This window comes from Streptomyces sp. NPDC001393 (genome assembly GCF_053597455.1).
In genome coordinates this window covers 1-20,198 of the sequence record NZ_JBSFIH010000090.1, presented here as the reverse complement: position 1 = coordinate 20,198, position 20,198 = coordinate 1, and the positions used below count along the sequence as shown (strand labels likewise).

At 66.4% G+C, this 20,198-nt stretch carries 15 protein-coding genes and 2 pseudogenes; 8 read left to right on the top strand and 9 right to left on the bottom strand.

Translation table 11 applies throughout. From position 1 onward, the window contains the following. Positions 1 to 192: 192 nt before the first annotated feature. Positions 193 to 1,215 carry an IS630 family transposase gene (locus ACWC2T_RS43490; RefSeq protein WP_450675825.1) on the top strand — a complete coding sequence of 341 codons (1,023 nt, stop codon included), beginning with the start codon at positions 193 to 195 and terminating at the stop codon, positions 1,213 to 1,215. A gap of 297 nt (positions 1,216 to 1,512) precedes the next feature. Here the strand turns inward: ACWC2T_RS43490 and ACWC2T_RS43485 are convergent, their stop codons facing one another. From ACWC2T_RS43485 to ACWC2T_RS43470, 4 genes are all read right to left on the bottom strand, one after another. Next, a complete protein-coding gene (locus tag ACWC2T_RS43485; protein WP_450675824.1) occupies positions 1,513 to 2,487 on the bottom strand; it encodes a quinone oxidoreductase family protein in 975 nt (324 codons plus the stop codon). A 690-nt stretch (positions 2,488 to 3,177) separates the two neighbouring features. After that, complete coding sequence (locus ACWC2T_RS43480) at positions 3,178 to 4,212, bottom strand: NAD-dependent epimerase/dehydratase family protein (protein WP_450675823.1); 1,035 nt, start codon at positions 4,210 to 4,212, stop codon at positions 3,178 to 3,180. 70 nt (positions 4,213 to 4,282) lie between these two features. Further along, a complete protein-coding gene (locus ACWC2T_RS43475) occupies positions 4,283 to 6,295 on the bottom strand; it encodes a flavin-containing monooxygenase (protein ID WP_450675822.1) in 2,013 nt (670 codons plus the stop codon). A 92-nt stretch (positions 6,296 to 6,387) separates the two neighbouring features. Next, the gene (locus ACWC2T_RS43470; protein ID WP_450675821.1) at positions 6,388 to 7,803 is read right to left on the bottom strand and encodes an aldehyde dehydrogenase; all 1,416 of its coding nucleotides are present in this window, start codon (positions 7,801 to 7,803) and stop codon (positions 6,388 to 6,390) included. A gap of 643 nt (positions 7,804 to 8,446) precedes the next feature. Here ACWC2T_RS43470 and ACWC2T_RS43465 point away from each other — a divergent pair. Beyond that, positions 8,447 to 9,001 carry a cupin domain-containing protein gene (locus ACWC2T_RS43465; protein WP_450675820.1) on the top strand — a complete coding sequence of 185 codons (555 nt, stop codon included), beginning with the start codon at positions 8,447 to 8,449 and terminating at the stop codon, positions 8,999 to 9,001. A 199-nt stretch (positions 9,002 to 9,200) separates the two neighbouring features. On the opposite strand, the gene ACWC2T_RS43460 is transcribed toward ACWC2T_RS43465, so the two are convergent. Continuing rightward, entirely contained in the window at positions 9,201 to 9,911 is a 711-nt protein-coding gene (locus tag ACWC2T_RS43460; RefSeq protein ID WP_450675819.1) for a GntR family transcriptional regulator, read from the bottom strand. Between the two features lie 300 nt (positions 9,912 to 10,211). On the opposite strand from ACWC2T_RS43460, the gene ACWC2T_RS43455 reads away from it, so the two are divergent. The 4 genes from ACWC2T_RS43455 (at position 10,212) to ACWC2T_RS43440 (ending at position 13,802) form a co-directional block, all read left to right on the top strand. Continuing rightward, the gene (locus tag ACWC2T_RS43455; RefSeq protein ID WP_450675818.1) at positions 10,212 to 10,979 is read left to right on the top strand and encodes a glucose 1-dehydrogenase; all 768 of its coding nucleotides are present in this window, start codon (positions 10,212 to 10,214) and stop codon (positions 10,977 to 10,979) included. Between the two features lie 141 nt (positions 10,980 to 11,120). Then, positions 11,121 to 11,585: a carboxymuconolactone decarboxylase family protein gene (locus ACWC2T_RS43450; protein WP_450675817.1), complete on the top strand. Its 465-nt coding sequence runs from the start codon at positions 11,121 to 11,123 to the stop codon at positions 11,583 to 11,585. Between the two features lie 307 nt (positions 11,586 to 11,892). Then, positions 11,893 to 12,660 (top strand): IclR family transcriptional regulator, encoded by a 768-nt coding sequence (locus tag ACWC2T_RS43445; protein ID WP_450675816.1) that lies wholly within the window; start codon positions 11,893 to 11,895, stop codon positions 12,658 to 12,660. A gap of 191 nt (positions 12,661 to 12,851) precedes the next feature. Further along, a complete protein-coding gene (locus ACWC2T_RS43440; protein ID WP_450675815.1) occupies positions 12,852 to 13,802 on the top strand; it encodes an alpha/beta hydrolase in 951 nt (316 codons plus the stop codon). 233 nt (positions 13,803 to 14,035) lie between these two features. On the opposite strand, the gene ACWC2T_RS43435 is transcribed toward ACWC2T_RS43440, so the two are convergent. The 4 genes and pseudogenes from ACWC2T_RS43435 to ACWC2T_RS43420 all read right to left on the bottom strand — a co-directional run bounded on the left by ACWC2T_RS43435 (position 14,036) and on the right by ACWC2T_RS43420 (position 17,863). Continuing rightward, positions 14,036 to 15,235, bottom strand: coding sequence for an ABC transporter permease subunit (locus ACWC2T_RS43435; RefSeq protein WP_450675814.1), 1,200 nt, complete (start codon positions 15,233 to 15,235; stop codon positions 14,036 to 14,038). After that, a pseudogene (locus ACWC2T_RS43430) lies at positions 15,232 to 15,909 on the bottom strand (ATP-binding cassette domain-containing protein); the annotation flags it as partial. The gene ACWC2T_RS43435 and the pseudogene ACWC2T_RS43430, both read right to left, overlap by 4 nt. Before the next feature lie 354 nt (positions 15,910 to 16,263). Next, positions 16,264 to 16,701: pseudogene (locus ACWC2T_RS43425) on the bottom strand (ATP-binding cassette domain-containing protein); the annotation flags it as partial. A gap of 103 nt (positions 16,702 to 16,804) precedes the next feature. Continuing rightward, positions 16,805 to 17,863 (bottom strand): substrate-binding domain-containing protein, encoded by a 1,059-nt coding sequence (locus tag ACWC2T_RS43420; RefSeq protein ID WP_450675813.1) that lies wholly within the window; start codon positions 17,861 to 17,863, stop codon positions 16,805 to 16,807. A 231-nt stretch (positions 17,864 to 18,094) separates the two neighbouring features. On the opposite strand from ACWC2T_RS43420, the gene ACWC2T_RS43415 reads away from it, so the two are divergent. Beyond that, positions 18,095 to 18,865: a CoA transferase subunit A gene (locus tag ACWC2T_RS43415; RefSeq protein ID WP_450675812.1), complete on the top strand. Its 771-nt coding sequence runs from the start codon at positions 18,095 to 18,097 to the stop codon at positions 18,863 to 18,865. Then, entirely contained in the window at positions 18,862 to 19,509 is a 648-nt protein-coding gene (locus tag ACWC2T_RS43410; protein ID WP_450675811.1) for a CoA transferase subunit B, read from the top strand. The genes ACWC2T_RS43415 and ACWC2T_RS43410 overlap by 4 nt, the downstream gene beginning before the upstream one ends. The last annotated feature ends 689 nt before the right edge of the window (positions 19,510 to 20,198 follow it).

Genomic DNA, 20,198 nt, shown 5'->3' with positions numbered 1-20,198 from the left:
TCGGCGATCTCCCACAAGCCGTCCGGAACAATCCAACTCCACGTACCCCGCCCCATAGACGGCCCAACGAGCGATCACCACATAGGACACGGTCTAAGGGCACGGCCGGGAAGTGACGAGGGCGAGCAAGCGGTGGTCCACCGCCTGGCGGCTGCCAGGAAGGCGCCGAAGGTTCTGGTGGAGCGGTGCCGGATGGTCGAGCTGAGCTGGGACGGCTGGCTGGTCCCGCAGATCGCTGACGAGGTGAGGTGCAGTCAGAAGACGGTGCGTCGCTGGCTGCACCGCTTCAACCGCTCGGGGCTTGAGGGCCTGGAGGACCTGGGAGGACAGGGCCGCAAGCGAAGGATCACCGAGGCCGAACGCTCCCGGATCATCGCGATGGTCAAGCAGACCCCACCGGGCCGGCTCGAGGTCCAGCCGTCAAACGAGATGTGGGCCGCGGACGAGTCGGGGCCCTCGGAGTGGACCTTGGACGCACTGGCTGCCGCAGCTCAGGACCTCGGTATCGAGGTCAGTCGCTCCCAGGTACGCCGGATCCTGCTGGCCGAGGGCGTGCGCTGGCGGCGCACGCGCTCGTGGACGCGCTCGAGAGATGCGGACTTCGAGGGAAAAGGACGCGGATCGTCGAGCTCTACACCAGCCCGCCCACCGGCGCGACGGTCATCTGCGCCCGACGAGCTCGGCCCGGTGATCCCCCGCACCTTTCCACCGGCGCCGGGCTGGTCACCGGACGGACACCGCATCAAGAACGAGATCGACTACTCCCGCGGACCGGAGAAAACCTGGGTCTACGGCGGCTTACGCGTCCGCGACGGCCAGAAACTCACGATGACAGCAACCTCCCGCAACAGCGCCTTCTACCAGCACTTCCTCCAGCTGGTCGAGGACGCCAACCCCGTCGGGGACATCTACGTGATCACCGACAATCTGTCCTCGCGCAACAGCGTGTCCACCCGGACCTGGCTCGAGGACCATCCCCACATCAGGCACGTGTTCATCCCCGTCGGCGCCTGCTGGCTCAACCTCCAAGAGGGCTGGTGGCGCATCTTCCGCAAGACCGCCCTGGCCGGACGCTCCTTCGGCGACCGCGACCACATCACCCACGCCACCGAAGTGGCCACAACCCAGCTCAACGCCCGTGCCCAACCCTGGATCTGGGGCAGACCCGCACCACCCACCAGGCGTTTACGCCGCCGCTATGTGTACTTCCTTTGAGGAACGCAGCAATAGTAGGACTCCGTTAGGTCTGTCCTCGCCGCTCACGGAGGTCGCGGGACAACTGGGCGCGTCTACCCCACTCGTCTCCGTCGAGGGTTGCGTGCCGACGTAGAGGAGGGTGCTGCCGTCCGGGAGACACCATGCCAAGAAATGGCGGAATCTCCGCTCCAAGGCCTTGGACGCAGCGATGCGCTCGTGGCGCCACGGACCTCGGCATGCCCGCTCCCGCAGCGGCGGCCGACGTGGTGAACCTCGACGTTCCCGCCTCGGGGACGGGAGCCACCGGCGCCCTGGCTACAGCCGAGCGACAAATTTGCCGACGGCACGCCGGTCGGCCATGGCCTGATGAACGCCGGGAACCTCGGCGAGCGGCACCTCAGTCACGGGGTAGGTGAGGTCGCCGGAGTCCAAGAGTTCGAGGACGCGCCGCATGGCTGCGGTCACCCGATCCGGGGCCTTCGCGGTCAGGCCGCTGATTCCCATGCCGCAGAGCGCCACGTTGGCCGCGATCAGCCGGTAGAACGGTGGAAGGTCCTGTGTGCCGCCGGCGGCATTGCCGAACAGCACAATCCGTCCGCCGACGGCCGTGACGGCCAGGTCGTCCTCGATGGCGCCGGGTCCCAATGGGTTCAGGACCACATCAACCCCGGCGGGCGCCACCTCGCGCACCGCATCGCCGAGTGATTCGTCTCGGGCGACGATTGCGTCGTACCCGGCGTCGCGAAGCGAGTCCGCGCGGCCGGCGCTGCTGACAGTGCCAATTAGGCGTGCCACTCCATAGAGCGGGGCCAACCGCGCGATCGCTGTCCCTACCCCGCCTGCCGCCGAGTGCACCAGTACGGTCTCGCCGGGAACGACGCGGGCTGAGTCCGCGAGCAGCAGCACCCCGGTGGTGAGTACGATGGGCACTGCGGCCGCAACGCGCAGGCCGACGCCGTCCGGTACGGGCACCGTTAGGTCCACTCGGGCGGTCGCGACCTCGGCAAGCCCTCCTTGGCCGACGAAGGCGGTGACCCGCTGCCCGGGAACGAGACCGCTGACGCCATCGCCGACCCGGCGAACCCTCCCGGAGACCTCCATGCCCGGTGTCACAGGCCAGCTCGACACCCATTCGGGGTCGCCCCGGCGCTGCATCAAATCCTTGAAGTTGATGCCCGCATAGGCGACGTCGATGCTGATCTCGCCCGCTTTGGGTTGAGGTTCTTCGACCTGGCAGATCTCCGTCCGGTCAGCTGTCATCGAGGGGCCTGTCAGTACCAACGCGCGCATTTCGCACATCCTTTCGATGCTCGTCGCACGCCGACTGTCTCTGCCACCGGCCAAAAGGTGCTCGGCCTTCCCCTGCGGCCGAGAGCGTGCCGTGCCCCGTGATCGGCGTGCAAGTGCCATTCGGGGCGGGAGAGTCCAACTCGTCCAGAGCGGCAAGACCACGGATATGGCGAGTTCAAGGGCGACGCTACCATCGTTGCTGGTCGCTCAACTGGGCCTTGGTCGTCCTGCACCACGTGGCAGGCGACAGCCGTGCCTCGGTCTTCTTGCGGTAGAGCTGTACAGCGTTTGTAACGCCTTCGTTCCTGCGCCGGCGCAGGTGACCGACGTACGGATCGACGATGCGTGCCCCGCTGGAAGCGCTTGGCCGCGCCGACCGACGGCGGCCCACGGAGATTCCGGGTCACGTGGGACACCGTCAGCCCTGATCTCCTCAGCGTTCGACTCCGCTCGAGACGTCCAACCTCCGGATCGTCCTCGCGCGCGCCGACGACCGTGCGTCCATCGTGGGCGCGAGCCAGCTCGTATGCCAGCACATACTCTCGCCGGACGGGGTGGAGACCGAACTCACAAGCGCGGTCAGCGCCGGATGATCTCTCTGCCTAAACCTCACAGCAGCCTCAACGCCCTGAGTCATCGGTCCACGCAGGGTGGCGGACCGATGACTCAGTTGCTCAGCTCACGGGAGAGTCACTTCAGGGCTTCGACGGGCGGCAGTCCGACGAACTCGCGATAGGTGCTGATCGTGCGGTAGAGCCCGTCCTCCATGCTGAAGCGCGGCGCGATGCCCAGCACCTCCTTCGCCTTGGAGGCGTCGTAGCGAAGGGCCCAGTTGGTTTCCGCGCCGGCCTTGAGGCCGGCGGCTTCGCCACCGTCGACCAACTCCATGTCGGCATCCGGAAGGACCTTGCGAACGAACTCGAACGCCTCGCGGATGGGCCGGTAGTCGCCGGCCGTCACGAAGCTCTCGCCGCCGCCGTTGCGAGACGCCAGTGCGGTGAGGAAGGAACGTGCGACGTCTTCGATGTAGTGGAAGCCGAGGCTCCGGTCGCCGAACGGCACGACCGACGGCCCTATTCCGCGTGCCGGGTTCTCGACGAGGTTCACGAACCACGTGTTCCCGCCCCCACGGCCGGCCTTGACGTGCTCGCCGAAGCCGTAGACCTTGCCGAGCCGGAGCCCGACGACATTCAGGCCGGAGTTCACGTGGTAGCGGCGGGCGATCTGCTCCACGAACGCCTTTGTGCTGCCATAGGTGGACCGGGGATCGAGCACGCTGGTGTCGTCGATCCCCCCCGAAGGGGTGATGGAACGGGGCCCGTAGACGTTGATAGAACTTGCCCAGACGACGCGTTCCACCTTGTTCTCGACAGCCGACTCGAAGACATTGATGCTGCCGCCGACGTTCACCTCGATCGCGCGCGGAATGTTCAGTTCGGAGGCCGCTGCCACCAGCGAGGCCAGGTGGATGATGCGGGTGACGCCGTGCGTCTTGATCGTGCGGCTGAGGAGGTCGCGATCGCGGATGTCGCCGACGACGACGGTGACCCGCTCCCAGCCGCGGTTCCCTACGAGGTAACGAGCGTTGTCGATGTCAGGGTACTCGCCGGTGCCGTCGGGGTTTCCGCCGAAGAGCCCGTACAGGACGATGTCTTCGCCGGCCTCGACTAGGTCACGCACGATGTACCCGCCGACGAAACCGATACCGGTCACGAGCACTGACATGAAGATCCTCCTGTGCGTTGCGCGGGCTGCTCGATGGATCGGCAGTGCGCCGGAACAAGGCCGAAGCGCGTCACGCCGACGTCGAGCCCGGCTGGAAGTGGAACGGCTCGGTCGCTGCACGGTCGTAGGCGAACTCATCCGGAATCCGCGGTCGCTGCGAGTCGACGGACTCGACCGGGGGCACGGTCACGAAGTCCGCGAGGTCCGCCTGGCGCGTCATGTTCCAGTAGTCGAGCAGCCGCCACGGGCTGTTCGTGACGATACGACCGCGGGAGTTGCGGAAGTAGGTGGACATACCCGGGTGGCTCCAGATCATCTTCTGGTGCATCGCCTGGATCTTCTCGTTGTACGCGTCGTACACGTCGCTCCGGCACTCGATCTCGCGAAGCGCGTGACGGGCCATCTGGCGAAGGGCGGACAACACGTAGTCGATCTGGCACTCCACGGTGAAAATGAAGCTGCCGCCATGTCCGAGTGCGGTGTTCGGGCCGTAGAGCATGAAGAAGTTCGGGAACTGCGGTACGACGGTGCCCAGGTAAGCGCGGGAGTCATCGTCGTCCCAGGCCTCGCGGATCGTCGTGCCGCCCCGGCCCACCACCTGTACCGGCGAGAGGAACCGGGCCACGTCGTATCCGGTGGCTACGATGAGGACGTCGGCCTCGTGCTCCTCGCCACTCGCGCTCCTGAGCTTGTTGCCGTCCACGGCGGCGACGCCCTCGTCGACCAGCGTCACATGGGGCTTCTTCAGCGCCTTGTACCAGCCGTTGTCGAGCAGCATGCGCTTCCCGAACGGCGGGAAGGTCGGGGTGACCTTCTCGATCAGGTCCGGGCGATCGGCCAGCTGGTCCTTGATGTAGCGCGTGAAGACCTCGCGGTGGCCCTCGTTCGTCGCGTTGATCGAACGCTCGGGATGCTTCCAGTCGGGGTCCTTCTGAAGCGCCTCGTGTACCTGGCTGTCGAAGATCCAGCTCAATCGCAACCGGTACAGCCACTGGTAGTGCGGCACTTCGCGCAGCAGGAACCGCACGGGGTCGGGCACCGGCTTCCTGAACTTCGGGAACGGCGCCGCCCACTGGCGCGATCTCTGGAAGATGGTCAGGGAGCCGACGATGTCGGAGATGGCCGGCACGAGCTGCATGGCGCTCGCGCCGTTGCCGATGACGGCGACGCGCTTGCCCTCCAGCTCGATTGCCGGGTCCCACTTGGAGGTGTGGACGACCGGCCCGTCGAAGTCGTGGAGGCCCGGGATGTCAGGCCACTTGGGCGTGGTGAAGCCGCCCACCGCCGACACCACCGCGTTGGTGACCAGCGTCTCCTCGCTTCCGTCGGAGCGCCGCAGAAGCGAGTGCCAGGTGTGGCTCTTCTCGTCGTAGCGTGTGGTGACGCACTCCGTGCCGAACCGGACCTCGTCCAGGACCCGAGTCTCCTTGGCGACCCGCTGGAAATAGCCTTCGACCTCCCCCTGGAGCGGGAAGAACGTGGTCCAGTCGCCGTCGGCGAAACTGTACGAGTACAGGTGACCGGGGGTGTCCACGCCGCAGCCCGGGTAGTGGTGCGAGTGCCACACACCGCCGGCCTGATCCTGCTTCTCGATGATCGTGTAATCCACCCCGGCCTGCCGGAGCCGGAACGCCGCGGCGATGCCCGACATGCCCGCCCCGATGATCAGCACCTTGAAGCCCTCGGGCAGTTCGATGGGTTCCGGTGCCGCCCCGGAGTACTTCTCGAGTTTGTGGAGCATGAGCTGGGCGTAGTCAGCCGGGATGGGTTGAGCCTCCGACACGGTCAGCATCTTGATCAGCTCGTCGGCCGTCGGCCGAGGCTTCGCGATCCGGCCGCTCTGCTTCCACGCGACGATCGCCTCGAGCGCGGCCGAACGGACCTCTTCCTGGATAGGGGGCAGGAGGCCGCCCGAGTCGTTGTCGTCCCAGCGGCTGGCCTCGGGGGTGAACGGGGGGAGGAGCCAGCGCTCCTCACCGGTGAACTGGTAGAGCAGGAGGAGCAGCGTGGGGATGTTCGCGGAAGGAAGTGCCTCGGCAAGTTCCTTGCGAAAGAGCTCGATTTCATCGTGTGCGCGGGGCATCGTCCTTCTCTTCCGTCCTCGTTATCATGCACGATAGATAAAATATTGTTTGCCTGACCGGTGCGGTTCGTCGTTGTTCGGCGCCGGGGTCTCTAGGTCAGGGAGTCGGCGATCGCCGGCGAGATGCCGATGGACTTCAGCTCGACGAACGGATCGAGGCCTTCGGGGCCGAACTCGCGGCCCAGACCGCTGTACTTGACGCCGCCCATCGGCGCCTGGAAGCCCGCCGGGTTGCCGTTCAGCTCGACCGTTCCGGTCTCCAGGCGTGCCGCCACCGCAAGGCCGCGTTCGATGTCGGCGGTGAACACCGCGCCGTTGAGCCCATACGTCGAGTTGTTGGCGATCGCGATCGCCTCCTCCTCGCTGGTGTAGGGGATGACGGCGACGACCGGGCCGAAGATCTCCTGCTGTGCGATGGTCGCGTCCGGGTCCACGTCCGCGAACACCGTCGGCTCGACGAACCAGCCCCGGTCGATGTCCGGTCGCCCGCCTCCGCGGACCAGCCGGCCGCCTTCGGCCTTTCCGGTCTCGATATAGCTCTCCACCCGGCTGCGCTGCCGCTCGGTCACGAGCGGGCCGATCTGCGTCGCCTTGTCGCGCGGGTCGCCGATGACCATCGTGTCGAGCATGCCGTTGAGCCGGTCGATGAACGCGCCCTGCAGATCGGCGGGAACGACGAGACGCGTCTTGAGGGTGCAGATCTGACCGTTGTTCCGGAAGCTGCCCATGCGGAGCGCTTCGACCGTGTGGTCGAGATCCGCGTCGGGGAGGATGACAGCCGCCGATTTCCCACCGAGCTCGAGAGTCACTCGCCTGAGGTCCTTGCCGCATACTTCGGCGATGCGCCGGCCTGCGGCACTGGATCCGGTGAACGTCACCTTGGCGACGTCGGCGTGGCTGATCAGATACTCGCTGACGTCTCGATCTGCGGGAACGATGTTCACGACGCCCGGGGGGAATCCGGCCTCTTCGACCAGTCGCGCCACGACATACGCGTCGAGGGGGGTCTCCGGGGACGGCTTGAGCACGATGGTGCACCCCGTGAGCAGAGCCGGGCCGAGCTTCTGCATCGTGAGCGAGAGCGGGACGTTCCATGGAACGACTCCGGCCACCACGCCGACCGGCTGGCGAAGAACGAGCGCCTGGCCGTACTCGGAACGCCGGACCGACCGGAAGGGATACCGGGACGCGGCCTCGATATAGCCTTCGAGGATCCGAACCGGGTTCACCACCTGAATCGCACGCGACTGCGAGATGGTACAGCCCATCTCCTCGGTGATGACCCGGGCCAGTTCGTCGGAATGCTTCACGAGAAGGTCGCGAAGCCGCTCCATGAGAGCGATCCGGTCTTCGAGAGTCGTGGACGCCCATGGGTGGGAGATCAGCGCTGCCTGAGCCGCTGCGACCGCGCGGTCGATGTCTGCGCGACTCCCCGCCGGAACCGTGGCAATGACTTCCTCGGTAACGGGGGAGATGACCTCGATGCGATCGTGGCCGGCGGGGGTCACCCACTCGCCTCCGATGTAGAGCCGGTCGTGGCTGGTCACTGCGCCCTCGGCCATCGTGAACCTCTCGATGAGATGTGTGCCGGTCCCATGGACCGATACGCGTCGACGGCAACGCGAAGCCGCCAGGTCAAGGATCCCTGGACATGGGCAACGGTCCGTCTCGGGTGAGACGCGGCGTTGCATCGCTAGGCGTTGACCCTGAACTAACCGTATATTATATTTGAGAGGCCCTGCCTGCAAGACCCGGAAGCAGGGTGGTGCTCACCAAGGACCGGTTCCCATGCAGCCGATTGTGCTCCACGATGGTCGAGAGGTGAAGCTCGAAACCGTCGACGAACACCGGCTTTGGATGGGTCGCCATCGGGCCGGGGCGCTGCTGATCGTGGGGTACGAGCCGTTCGGTCGTAGGTGCGTCAGCACCGGGGTCCGGAGCCGGGTACTCCTGCGTTCCGATGAGCCGAACCGTCGCTGTCTCCTTGACTCGCTGCCGTGTCGCTCAAGATGCCGTGACTCCGGGGCCGAACATTCCGGACGCGTGCCATCCGACTCTGTAGGGCGGGGCTTTTCACCTCGTCGTTGCGGCCTACGCGACCTCTGCACCGTCTGCCGGGCCTCGCGCCCTTGACCAGAAACGGAAGCCCCGATGTCCCACCCCGAACGAACCCGAGTCATCGTGACCTCCACTCGGCCCGACCGTGAGTCCGAGTTCGATGTGCAGGTGCACGAAGCGCATACCGAGCATGACGCGGGTGGCAACCCGGTCTTCACCGTTACGCAGCTGTGGGGGACGAAAGACGGCATCGCCACGGTCGGTCCCGGTGAGAATCCGGAGCAGGTCAGCGACCCTTGGTTCCCGGGACCCGGCGGGACACGGTTCCGGTTCTTCACGTTCATGCCCAACGCTTCCGGGGAGGGCGAAGGCGAGACGACCCCTCAGCTCCAGGACGCCACGATCGACGACAGTTCTGGCTTTGTCGACGCCTTCGATCCGGATCGGCCGGGCATGCACATATCCGATTCGATCGACTTCGTCCACGTGCTCTCGGGTGAAGTGATCATGGAGCTCGAACGCGGAGAGATCACGGCCAAGGCCGGTGACGTGGTCATCATGCGCGGTGGCTGGCACAACTGGCGGAACGAGACCGACCAACCGTGCACCGTTGCCTCCGTGATGGTGGGAACGTACCGGAAGGGCTGATCACATCTTCTCGGCTGAGCTGCGGGTGTTCATGGACGAGTCCGCGAACAAAGTCCTCGACGGATCCTGCAGCCCGCGCTGTGCGGCGGCCTTGCAGGGCGGTCGGCTGTGGCGGACCGCGCTTCCCGCCGTCGTGTCTTCGCCCGGAGCTGTGAACCCGGAGCTGTGAAGCGGACGGGCGCGGTGTTCACTGATCCGATCAGTCGGTCTTCTCGCCCCAGAGGCCGCGCTCGGCCAGGATGTCGATGAGTCGTGACCCTTGGCCCAAGATGTGCTCGGTCATGAGGCGGCGCGCGAGCTCCGGGTCACGCTTCTGGAGCGCCTTCAGCAGCTCAGGATGTTCGGCGCCCGTCTGCTTGGGGTTGCCGGCGGCATAGTAGCGACCCGGCAGGTTGGCCATGATCGTGTCGAGGAGCAGGACGAGCCGGTGGGACTGAGCGGCCCGATTCACCTCGCGGTGAAACTCGAGTCCGAGTTCGGGGATGAGCTCCCAGTCCCCCGACGTCACTGCCGTCGCGTACTGCTCGATATTGACCTTGAGGCGCTCTATCTGGGCGTCGGTGATCTTCTCGGCAGCCCTGGCGGCGAGTTCGCCGGCAATCTGTGCCTGCGCCCAGAACAGGTCGGTGATGTCCTGCGGGGTGATCGGCGCGACCACGAAGCCCCGGCGGGGAAGAAGGTTGACGATGCCCTCGCTCTTCAGGGCGAGCAGTCCCTCCCGTACCGGCGTCTGACTGACGCCGACCGCCTCGGCGATGCGTTCGATCCGGAGGAACTCGCCCGGCCGGACCTGCCCCGAGATGATCAAGTCCCGGACATAGGCGGCGACCTCTTCCGGCAGCTGCTTGCGCGCACCCCCGCTGCGGCGAGGCAGCGGCGAGCCGTTCGAGGCGGCGTCCACGTTGATCATCCTCCATGCCCGCGTGGAATGTTTCATATATCGGCGTGCTGCCACTCTAGGGCATGGGCAATGTTGCGGCGATCAGCCTTCGACAACCCATGGACACTAATTAAATATAATGTATAGCATCCTTCTGGCGGTGCGCGCTCGCCCTTGATCGTGAGCGTGACAGTGACCTGGCATCGAGGCCGAACACCTCGTTGCTTGCCGTGATCGGCTACAGGCACTGCGGTCCCGGACGTGGGCACACGAGTAGGTCGACACTCGTCGACCGGACACGTCCAACGTAGCGAACGCATAGGAGGACCAATGAATCCCACGTACGACTTCTCGGGACAAGTCGCCCTCGTGACAGGTGGGGCTTCGGGTCTGGGGCTTGCGACGGCGCGTCAGTTCGCTGACTCGGGAGCGGCCGTCGTGATCGCGGACGTGAACGCAGAGGCCGTCGCCGTAACGGAGCAGGCCCTCAAGGACGCCGGGCACCAGGTGCTCGGCGTCATCTGTGACGTCTCCGACGAGGCGCAGGTCGAGGCGATGGTCCGGAAAGCCGTGGAGAACTTCGGCCGGCTGGACGTGGCCTTCAACAGCGCGGGGATCATCACGCCGTCGATAGACACGGCGGACGAACGGGCAGAGGACTACGACCGCGTCAACGCGGTGAACGCCCGCGGCATATGGGCATCCATGAAGCACGAGCTCAGGCAGATGCGCAAGCAAGGCAGCGGAGCGATCGTGAACTGCTCCTCTCTGAGCGGCCTCGTGGGTGCTCCCCGGCGTACCACTTACCATGCGGCAAAGCACGCCGTCATCGGTCTCACCACAAGTGCCGCCGTCGAGTACGCGTCTCAAGGTGTCCGGGTCAACGCCGTGTGTCCCGGCACGTTCGACACCCCCATGGTCGACGACCTGATCGCGAAGGGGGACCTCGTCCTGGCCGACTCCTTGGCCGAGGCGCCGATCGGCCGGATCGGCCGGCCGGAGGAGGTCGCGTCGGCCGTGCTGTGGCTGTGCAGCCCCGGAGCCAGCTATGTCGTCGGGGTCGCCCTCCCGGTCGACGGCGGCTACGTCGCTCACTAGGGGACCGATGGACAAGCTCATTGCACAGGAGGCCCCGTGAGGCTGGTCGGACTGACGCCGGACCAACTCGACGGACCGCAACGCGATCTCTACGAGCAGATCGTCTCCGGTCCTCGAGCCGCTGGTCCTCAGCACTTCCCCTTGGTCGACGGCAGGGGAGCGCTGACCGGGCCGTTCGGCGTCATGCTGCATGTTCCCGAAATCGGCCTCACTCTCCAGGAGCTCGGGGCCGCGATTCGCTATCGGACCTCCCTGAGCCCGCGTGTCCGCGAGCTCGCGATCCTGAGCGTCGCCGCGGCGACGTCCTGCGCGTTCGAGGCCTACGCTCACGAACGGGTCGGTCGCGCGGCGGGACTGACCGAGCAGGAACTCGAGAGCCTCGCACGCGGCACGTTCGCAGCGGCAGATCCGGTCGAGGACGCGGCGTACCGGCTGTGCGAGTTGCTGAACCAGGACCGGTTCCCCGTGGACGAACCAGAGTTCCGCGATCTGCGCACGGCACTCGGTGAGACATCGCTGATCGAACTGGTCGTTCTCGTCGGCTACTACCGGACCCTGGCTCAGCTGCTCAACCTCTTCGATGTCGGAGTGCCCCAGGAAGACTGAGCCGCCTGCGCCGGATCACCGCCTGACGGTCATCACCGGCGCACCCGGGGACGCATGTTCGGAACCTCGGCGAACGCGACTCGTCGACGGGCCTGGCAGGTGGGAGCCGACCGGATGTCCGGGTGGCTCCCACCTGTGCCCGGGCTCAGGAAGACGACATCCTCACCGTGCCGGCGACGACATCCAAGTCTGGGGTGGGCGAGTCGTTGTCGCAGCGAACTCGCCCGCGCCACAGAGGTGGGCCGGAGCAGTGGATCGCTCATTGCCGATGCGTCCACAGAATGAACGCCCCGCGTATGCTGCTCGCATGGAAGGTGCGGTCGATGTCGTGGGTCGGGTCAGCGGGTTGCTGCGCGCCCTCTCCACTCATGAGCCGGCCGGGGCGACGACGACGGTCATCGCACGTGATGCCGGGCTGGCTCGGCCGACGGCGCATCGACTGCTCAGCTCCATGAGCTCGGAGGGCCTCACCGATCGGGACGATGACGGCAATTGGCATCTGGGCCCAGAGATCTATCTGCTGGGTCTTGTCGCGAGCGGCCGCCACGACGCGACCGAGACGGCACGCCCTGCTGTACGGCGATTGGCGCATGAAACGGGGGAGAGCGCCTTCTTCTCGGCTCGCCGGGGCGACGAGACCGTGTGTCTGCTGCGCGAGGACGGCAGCTTCCCCATCCGGTCACACGTCCTCTACGAGGGCATCCGGTTTCCTCTCGGCGTCGCCTCGGCCGGGCTTGCGATCCTGTCGTTCCTGGACACACGCGAACAGAGCCGGTACCTGCGCGACACCGATCTGACATCGGCCTACGGCGATGCGCACAGCCGCGACCGGCTGATGGAGCAGATCGAGCGAACCCGGCGCAACGGGTACGCCGTCAATCCTGGACTCATCGTGCCCGGAAGCTGGGGAATCGCAGCCGCTGTCTTCGATCGGCAGGGCTCGCCGCGCTGGGCGCTCAGCATCACCGGTATCGAGGCCCGCCTTGGAGCACCGCGACAGCAACAGCTCGGGAAGCTGCTGCTGGAGGAGGCCCACGCGCTGTCGCAGCGGATCGGCAGGCAAGGACGGCAGTAGAAGCGCGAGCAGCCGCGCAATCGGCTGCTGCACGAACCCCCGCGCCCGTCGCCGCGTCCGGCGTTTTTCCGTGGTATTGCAAGCATATTGACGACCAGGGGACGCAGAAGTAGCGTTTCACATATCATATATTCCTCTCTGGGTTCGGACTGCCCGCACGGCCTGGAGACGGTGTGCAAAGGAGACGACAGGTGTCCTTCTCGGTGGATCCGGAGATCGCTGAAGGCGTCGAGACCCTGTTCAAGCATTTCGGCGAAGTGGAGCCCATGGCCGTCGGCGACGTCGCTTCTCGCCGCGCCGTTTTCGACAGAATGCAGCTGACGATGTTCGCACAGCTGCCGATGCCCGACGACGTCACCATGAGGGACTACGAGACCACCGCCCAGGACGGTGCTCGGATCGTTCTGCGGTGGTACACGAAGGATGGAGCTGCCCCGGGATCGGCTGTGCTGTACGCCCACGGCAGCGGGATGATCGCCAGCAGGATGGAGATCTACGACGGTCCCGTCGCCCGGTACGTCTCGGCCACGGGTGTGCCGTTCCTGTCGGTCGCCTACCGCAAGGCGCCCGAGTTTCCGGCTCCGATCCCGGTGACGGACTGCTATGCCGCACTGCAGTGGCTCGTCGCGAACGCGCCCGAGCTGGGGGTCGATCCCGACCGCATAGCCGTCATGGGAGACAGCGGAGGCGGTGGCATCGCAGCGAGCCTCGCCATCTACGCACGCGACCACGCGGGGCCTTCCATCGCCAAGCAGATCCTCATCTACCCGATGCTCGACGACCGCAATACGACGCCCGATCCCGGGTTCACGACCTGGATCCCGTGGGGCTACGACGACAACATCACGGGCTGGAGCGCATTGCTGGGTCCGGCGGTAGGCGGCCCGGACGTGACCCCCTACGGTGCCGCGGGACGGTTGGAGGACTTTTCCGGACTCCCGCCCGCCTACATCGAGGTGGGCGAGCTCGACATCTTCCGGGACGAGGACATCGCCTACGCCCAGAGGCTCTACGCCGCCGGCGTCAGCACCGAGTTGCACGTCGTTCCGGGTGCGCCCCACGCGTTCGAGGCCTTCGTACCGACGGCCGGGATCTCCCGGCGGGCAGCTGAGATTCGGCATCACGTCCTGAGCTCCATCTGACAGCACGGTCTGCACATCGGCCACAGTTCCCCCGGCTCGCGCCCTCTCCACCAGCGCGAGTCGGGGGAACTGCCGCTGGACTCATGTGAGCCGTGCGTCCAGACCGCCGCCGGTCGCACCGTCGACGACTTCGAGCGAGCCACCGCTGGGAAATACGTCGTCCGTGGCGGGGACCCTTTACAGGTTCCCCGCCACGGACGACGGTTGTTCCTCGGCGAAGCGAAGGCGCCGTACTACCGCAGTGACTGGCGACGAGTGAAGTAACCGTCGAGACCGACGGCAAACACCAGGATGAGCGCTTTGACGACGTTCTCCGCGTAGGTGGACACGCCCAGCAGGCTCATCCCGTTGTCGATGGTGCTCAGCAGGAACGCTCCGAGAACGGCTCCCTGAATGGAGCCGATACCGCCGCGGAGCGAGTTGCCACCGATGACGGCGGCTGCGATGGCGACCATCTCGATGTTCATCCCGGAATCCGCTGTCGACGTCCCGACGCGAGCGAGCAGCATGACGCCGGCGACGCCGTAGATCGCCCCCATCAGCAGGAAGCCGGCCATGACGGTGCGCGGCGCGTTGATGCCCGCGTACACCGCTGCGTCGCGGCTGGAACCCAGCAGGAATGCCCGGCGTCCGAACTTGGCCACATTGAGGAGCAGGCCCAGGATCAGCATGACAACAGCGATCCACAGGATCGCGTTCGGCAGACCGGCGTCACCGTAGGCGATCCAGAGCAGGAGCAGCGCCGCCAGCACCGCTCCGGCCACCGGCGTGGCGATCGCCAGCACTCGCGCCCGGCCGGTGACCGCGGCGTGGGAGGTCTTGACCACCGCCCGCCAGGCAACGATCGCCACCAGCGCCACTCCGAGCGCCCCAGCGATCGCGTGCGGTGTCCTTCCCTCCGTCATGGAGCTGAAGTCGGGATGGACGGGACCGATCGCGGCCGCGTCGGTCCACAGCAGGCCGACGCCGCGCCACAGGAGCAAGCCACCCAGCGTGACGACGAATGCGGGTACTGCGAGAGCCGTCACGACGATGCCCTGGACCAACCCCATGGCGAAGCCGACCGCGAGCGCGGCCAGGATGCTGGGTATCAGCCCCCAGCCCGCCAGCTGGCACTTCGCCGCGACGAGACCCGTCAGGAAGATGGCGCTTCCCACCGAGAGATCGATCTCTCCCATGATGATCAGGATCGCCACCCCGGACGCCGCCACCGCGACCACGGCAGTCTGACGCAGCAGCAGGGACGCGTTGGTCGGCGTGACGAACAGGCCTCCGGAAGCCTGGTGGAAGTACAGGATGAGGACGAGGGCGGCCACCGCCAGGACCGTCGTGCGGGCGGTCAGGATGCGGAGAGCGGTGCTTTTCACTCCGCGTTCCTTCTCCGCCGCGGGCTTGTCCTGCGAGGCGCGCGTCGCAGGTGCATGGGTGGTCATGTCGATGAGGCTCCCGTCGCGGCCGACAACAGATCGTGGGCACTGGCTTCCCGTGAGAACTCGCCTTGCAGCCGGCCCTTGTACATGACGAGGATGCGATCCGACTCGGTCAGGATCTCGTCCACGTCGCTGGAAATGAGCAGGACACCGACGCGCGACTGCTGCGCGATGTTCCTGACCAACTGGTAGATGTCTCGCCGGGCGCCGATGTCGACGCCGAGTGTGGGCTCATCCAGGATGAGCACCTTCAGATCATCGACGAGGCACCTGCCGAGGAGCACCTTCTGCTGGTTGCCGCCACTGAGCGCTTCGATCGGCAGCTCGGGGCGCGGGGGCCGAACCCCGAGCCGGCCCATGAGGTCGTCCGTTCGCCGACGCTCCTTGCGCTTGTCGATGAACCAGCGCATCCGACCCACGTCGCTGAGCATCGAGGCGGTCATGTTATTGGCGACCGACTGCCCCGGAAGCAACCCTTGCGACTTCCGGTCCTCTGCGAGCAGTGACAAGCCGCGACGAACCGCCTCGTGCGACCGCTTCGGCAGGCCCGCCGAGCCGGCGATGTCGCAGTGCCCGGTGACCTTGCCGGGCCAGACACCATAGAGCGCACGCGCCAGCTCCGTGCGGCCGGCGCCGACGAGTCCGTAGAGTCCGACGATCTCACCCGGGTGGACGTCGAGGTCGACGCCGGCCACGCGAGTGCGCTTGCTGCCGTCGGCGGCGAAGACGTTCAACCCACGCACGCTGAGCACCGGCTTCTCACCGGGCACGCCGACCGGGCGCTCGGCGAGGGCCTGGCGGGATTCCAGCGTCTCTCCGAGCATCGCGCTCACGAGCTCCGGCCGGGACGGGATCTCGTCGTACTCCGCCACCAGCGCGCCGTTGCGCAGGACCATCGCGCGGTCGGCGATTCGGTCCAGCTCGTCGAGCCTGTGTGTGATGTAGCAGATGCCGAGCCCGGCCTGGCGGCACTGCCGTAGCCGCTCCAGAAGGACCTCGGTCTCCGCCTCGGTCAGCGCGGCCGTGGGCTCGTCGAGGATGAGGATCTTCGCCGAGCGGTGGATCGCGGCGGCCAGGACGGTCAGCCTGCGCTCCGAGGGTGTCAGAGCGGACGCCGCAAGGCGCGGGTCGACCTTCAGGTCGAAGAGGGCGAGAGCTGCTCGCGCCTGCGCGAGGGTCTGGCCCTTGTCGTACAGGCCGAAGCGCCCGGGCAGATGAGCCGAGAACATGTTCTCCGCGATCGACAAGTGCGGTACGACGTGGAGTTCCTGCGGCACCAGCACGACGCCGGCTTCTTCACCTGCGCGCAGCGACGCGAACTCGCAGCGTTCGCCGGCCAGTTCGACAGTGCCCTCGTAGTCGCCGTGGCCGATGACCCCGGCGAGGATCTTCATGAGTGTCGACTTCCCGGCACCGTTCTCTCCGGCGATGGCCAGCACCTCGCCGGCGCGGACGGTGATGTCGACGGCCTTGAGCACGGTGGTACGTCCGTACGCCTTCTGCAGGCCGCGTCCGATCAGGAGCGGCGCCGCGCCGGCCGCCACACCACGGTCGGCGGGCAGAGCGCTGGTGTCAGCCACAGTTGCTCCTTCCAGAGCCGAAGACCTCCCGCTCGGTGACCCATCCCTTGGGAGCGACCCCATGGATGAAGTGACACAGGTTGTTCTTCGTGATGCTCGTAAGCTGCACATAGTCGGTCCTGGTACCGTCGACCACGGCGTCGGGTTCGGGGAGCTTCTTGCCCGTGCCGATGTCATGCGCCAGGTCGGCGGCATCCCGTGCCATCTGGTCGACCGGAGTCCAGATCGTCTCTCCCTGCCATCCCTGGGCGATGTACGTGAGGCTGGGCTTGGTGGCATCCGTTCCGGTCACCCACACCTGGCCCGGCTTCTTGCCGGCCGACTTGAGCGCCTGGACCACGGCCTGTGCCCCCTCGTCCCACATCACGACTATCGCGACGATGTCCGGGTCCTTCTGCAGTGCCGCCTCGGCTGCCTTCTGTGCGGCCGCAGAGTCCCAGCCGACGATGTTCTTGTCGTATACGACGTGAATCCTCGGGTTGTGCAGCAGAATCTTGTCGTACGCCTTGGACATGTCGTTCTCGGCGACCGTGGCCTTGTCGCCGCGGATAATGGCGTACTTGCCGGACGGCTTGGCGGCCAGTGCCGACTCGGCGTGCAGCTTGCCGTTCACGTAGTTGTCGCGCTCGATGTGGTAGCTGACGGGAGCCCCCACAACGCGCCGGTCGTAGGTGATGACCTTCACGCCAAGGCCTTCGGCCTCCCTCACGAGCGGCGCGGCAGCCGCGGCGTCGACGGGCATCAGCACGAGGACTTTGATGCCTCGCTGCAGCATGCTTTCGACCTGGCCGGCCTGCGTGGCTACGTTCTCCTGGGCGAAGTTGAAGATGACCTCGTCACCGTTCTTCTCCGCCTCCTGTTTGAGGATCTTCGTTTCGAAAGCTGTTCGCGCCTGAGCCTGTGACGGGAAGGCGGCTCCGATCAGAACGCCTTTGCGGGAAGCGCCGGCGGCACTTACGCCGCAGGCGGTGAGCAGCAGAGAGGCGACGGCCAGGAAAGCCCCCATCATGGTGCTGGACCGGCGGAGGCGTGTGATGCGCGGAGTGATCATGCGGCCCGGACCCTCCTGCACATTGTGCATAATATTTAATGCGGGCGAAACGAATTGTGGGTGGCGTCAGGGTAGGTGTCAAGGGTTCCCGCAGGCGTCCACTCAGTGAACGTCCGGCCTCGTCGGCGACCGCAGTGCGACCAGTTCCGCGTGGATGTCGCCCATCCGATTGAGCTGCGGGCGCAGCCCGTGGCTTCATGTCGCCACTCAGGCAGAGAGGAGCGAACAGTCATGGACAAGGTGCAGCCCAGCGCTGCAGCAGCCATCGCGGACATCCCGAGCGGTGCCACATTGGCCGTCGGAGGATTCGGCCTGTGCGGCATCCCATCGGTCCTCATCGAGGCGCTACTGGCGGCAGGCGCCACCGACTTGGAGGTCGTTTCCAACAACTGCGGCGTCGACGACTGGGGTCTTGGCCGGCTCTTGGCGGCCCGGCGCATCCGCCGCATGGTGTCGTCGTACGTCGGGGAGAACAAGGAGTTCGCCCGCCAGTACCTGTCGGGCGAGCTGGAAGTGGAACTCACCCCGCAGGGAACCCTGGCCGAGCGCATGCGTGCCGGCGGGGTGGGGATACCGGCGTTCTACACCGCGACCGGCGTCGGCACCCAGGTGGCCGACGGAGGGCTCCCCTGGCAGTACGGGGCAGAGGGCCAGGTGGTCAAGGCTTCCCCGGTGAAGCCGACCAAAGTCTTCAAGACTCGCGAAGGCGCGCGCGAGTTCGTTCTCGAGGAGGCGATCGTCGCCGACTTCGGCCTGGTGCGGGCCTGGAAGGGCGACCGGCACGGCAACCTCGTGTACCGGGACTCCGCGCAGAATTTCAACCCGCTCGCGGCTATGTCCGGACGGGTGACCATCGCTGAGGTCGAGGAGCTCGTCGAGCCCGGCGAGCTGAATCCGAACCACGTGCACACCCCTGGTGTGTTCGTGCAGCGCGTGGTGGTGCTCACCCCGGAACAGGCGGCGGACAAGCGGATCGAGAAGAGGACGGTGCGAGCGGCATGAGCTGGAGTCGTGAGGAGATGGCGGCGCGGGCTGCGAAGGAGTTGTCCGACGGCGAGTATGTCAATCTCGGGATCGGTCTGCCCACCCTGGTTCCCAACTACGTCAGCCCCGATGTCGAACTCGTGCTGCAGTCGGAGAACGGAATCCTCGGCGTCGGGCCGTACCCGCTCGACGGCGAGGAAGATCCCGACTTGATCAATGCCGGCAAGGAGACCGTCACGGTGCACCGCGGCGCCACCTTCTTCGATTCGGCAACCAGTTTCGGGATGATCCGCGGAGGAAAGATCGACGCCGCGATCCTCGGTGCGATGCAGGTGTCGAGGTACGGCGACATCGCCAACTGGATGATTCCTGGGAAGATGGTCAAGGGAATGGGTGGCGCGATGGACCTGGTCCACGGCGCCAAGAAGGTGATCGTCCTCATGGAGCACGTTGCGAGGGACGGCAGCTACAAGATCGTCAACGAATGCTCACTTCCGTACACAGGGCTTCGCGTGGTGCAACGCGTCATCACAGACCTTGCGGTGATCGACATCCGGATCGACGGTCTCCACCTCGTCGAACTCGCTCCGGGCGTGACCGTCGACGAAGTCCGCGCGAAGACGGAGCCGACGCTCACGGTTGACTCCCTTGTCGGTGCCTGACAACCGCGAGTGCTTCCCGGAGCCGGACCGCCTGGCAATCGGGCAACGCCAAGCATCCCAATGCTCGCGCCCGCGCCGGCACGCCACCTCGTGCTCACTCCCTGATGGTGCCCGGTTGTGCCGTGCACCGGTCGTGACGATTGCAAGCACAGACGGTGCCAGGCCGGCCCTTGCGCGTTGGTGGCCGTGTGAGGTCGCTTTCAGGTGACCCGGCTCTGGGTATCGAGCACGGCGTGCAGTCACCGTGTGACCAGGACGAGCCGTGCCCGTCACCGAGGGCACCGTCATGCGCCCGACCGCGGGACAGGTGCCCGAGTGACCCTCGGCTCCACGACCGATCCGAGCTAACCAGCGGAAAACCTGGTACGCCGGACAATCGCACGCCCGACCGGGGCGCAGAGAGCTCTGAACCCTATGTACAACCGGCGGTTCCCCGGCCAGTGCCCCGAAACCCTCTGGGCCTGCTCTTGGACGACCATGCGGAGCGAAAGTCACCCGAGCAAGCCGCCGCCGGTGGCGTCGATGAAGGCACCGGTGATCCAGCCCGCTTCATCGCTGGCGATGAACGTCACCACATCCGCAATGTCCTTCGGTCCTGCGTTCCGCGTAATTCAGCGGCATAGAGTCACGAATCTGGGGTCTGACCTGCGCGGACATGGGTAAGGGCGCCTGAGGGGCGTTTCTCTAGG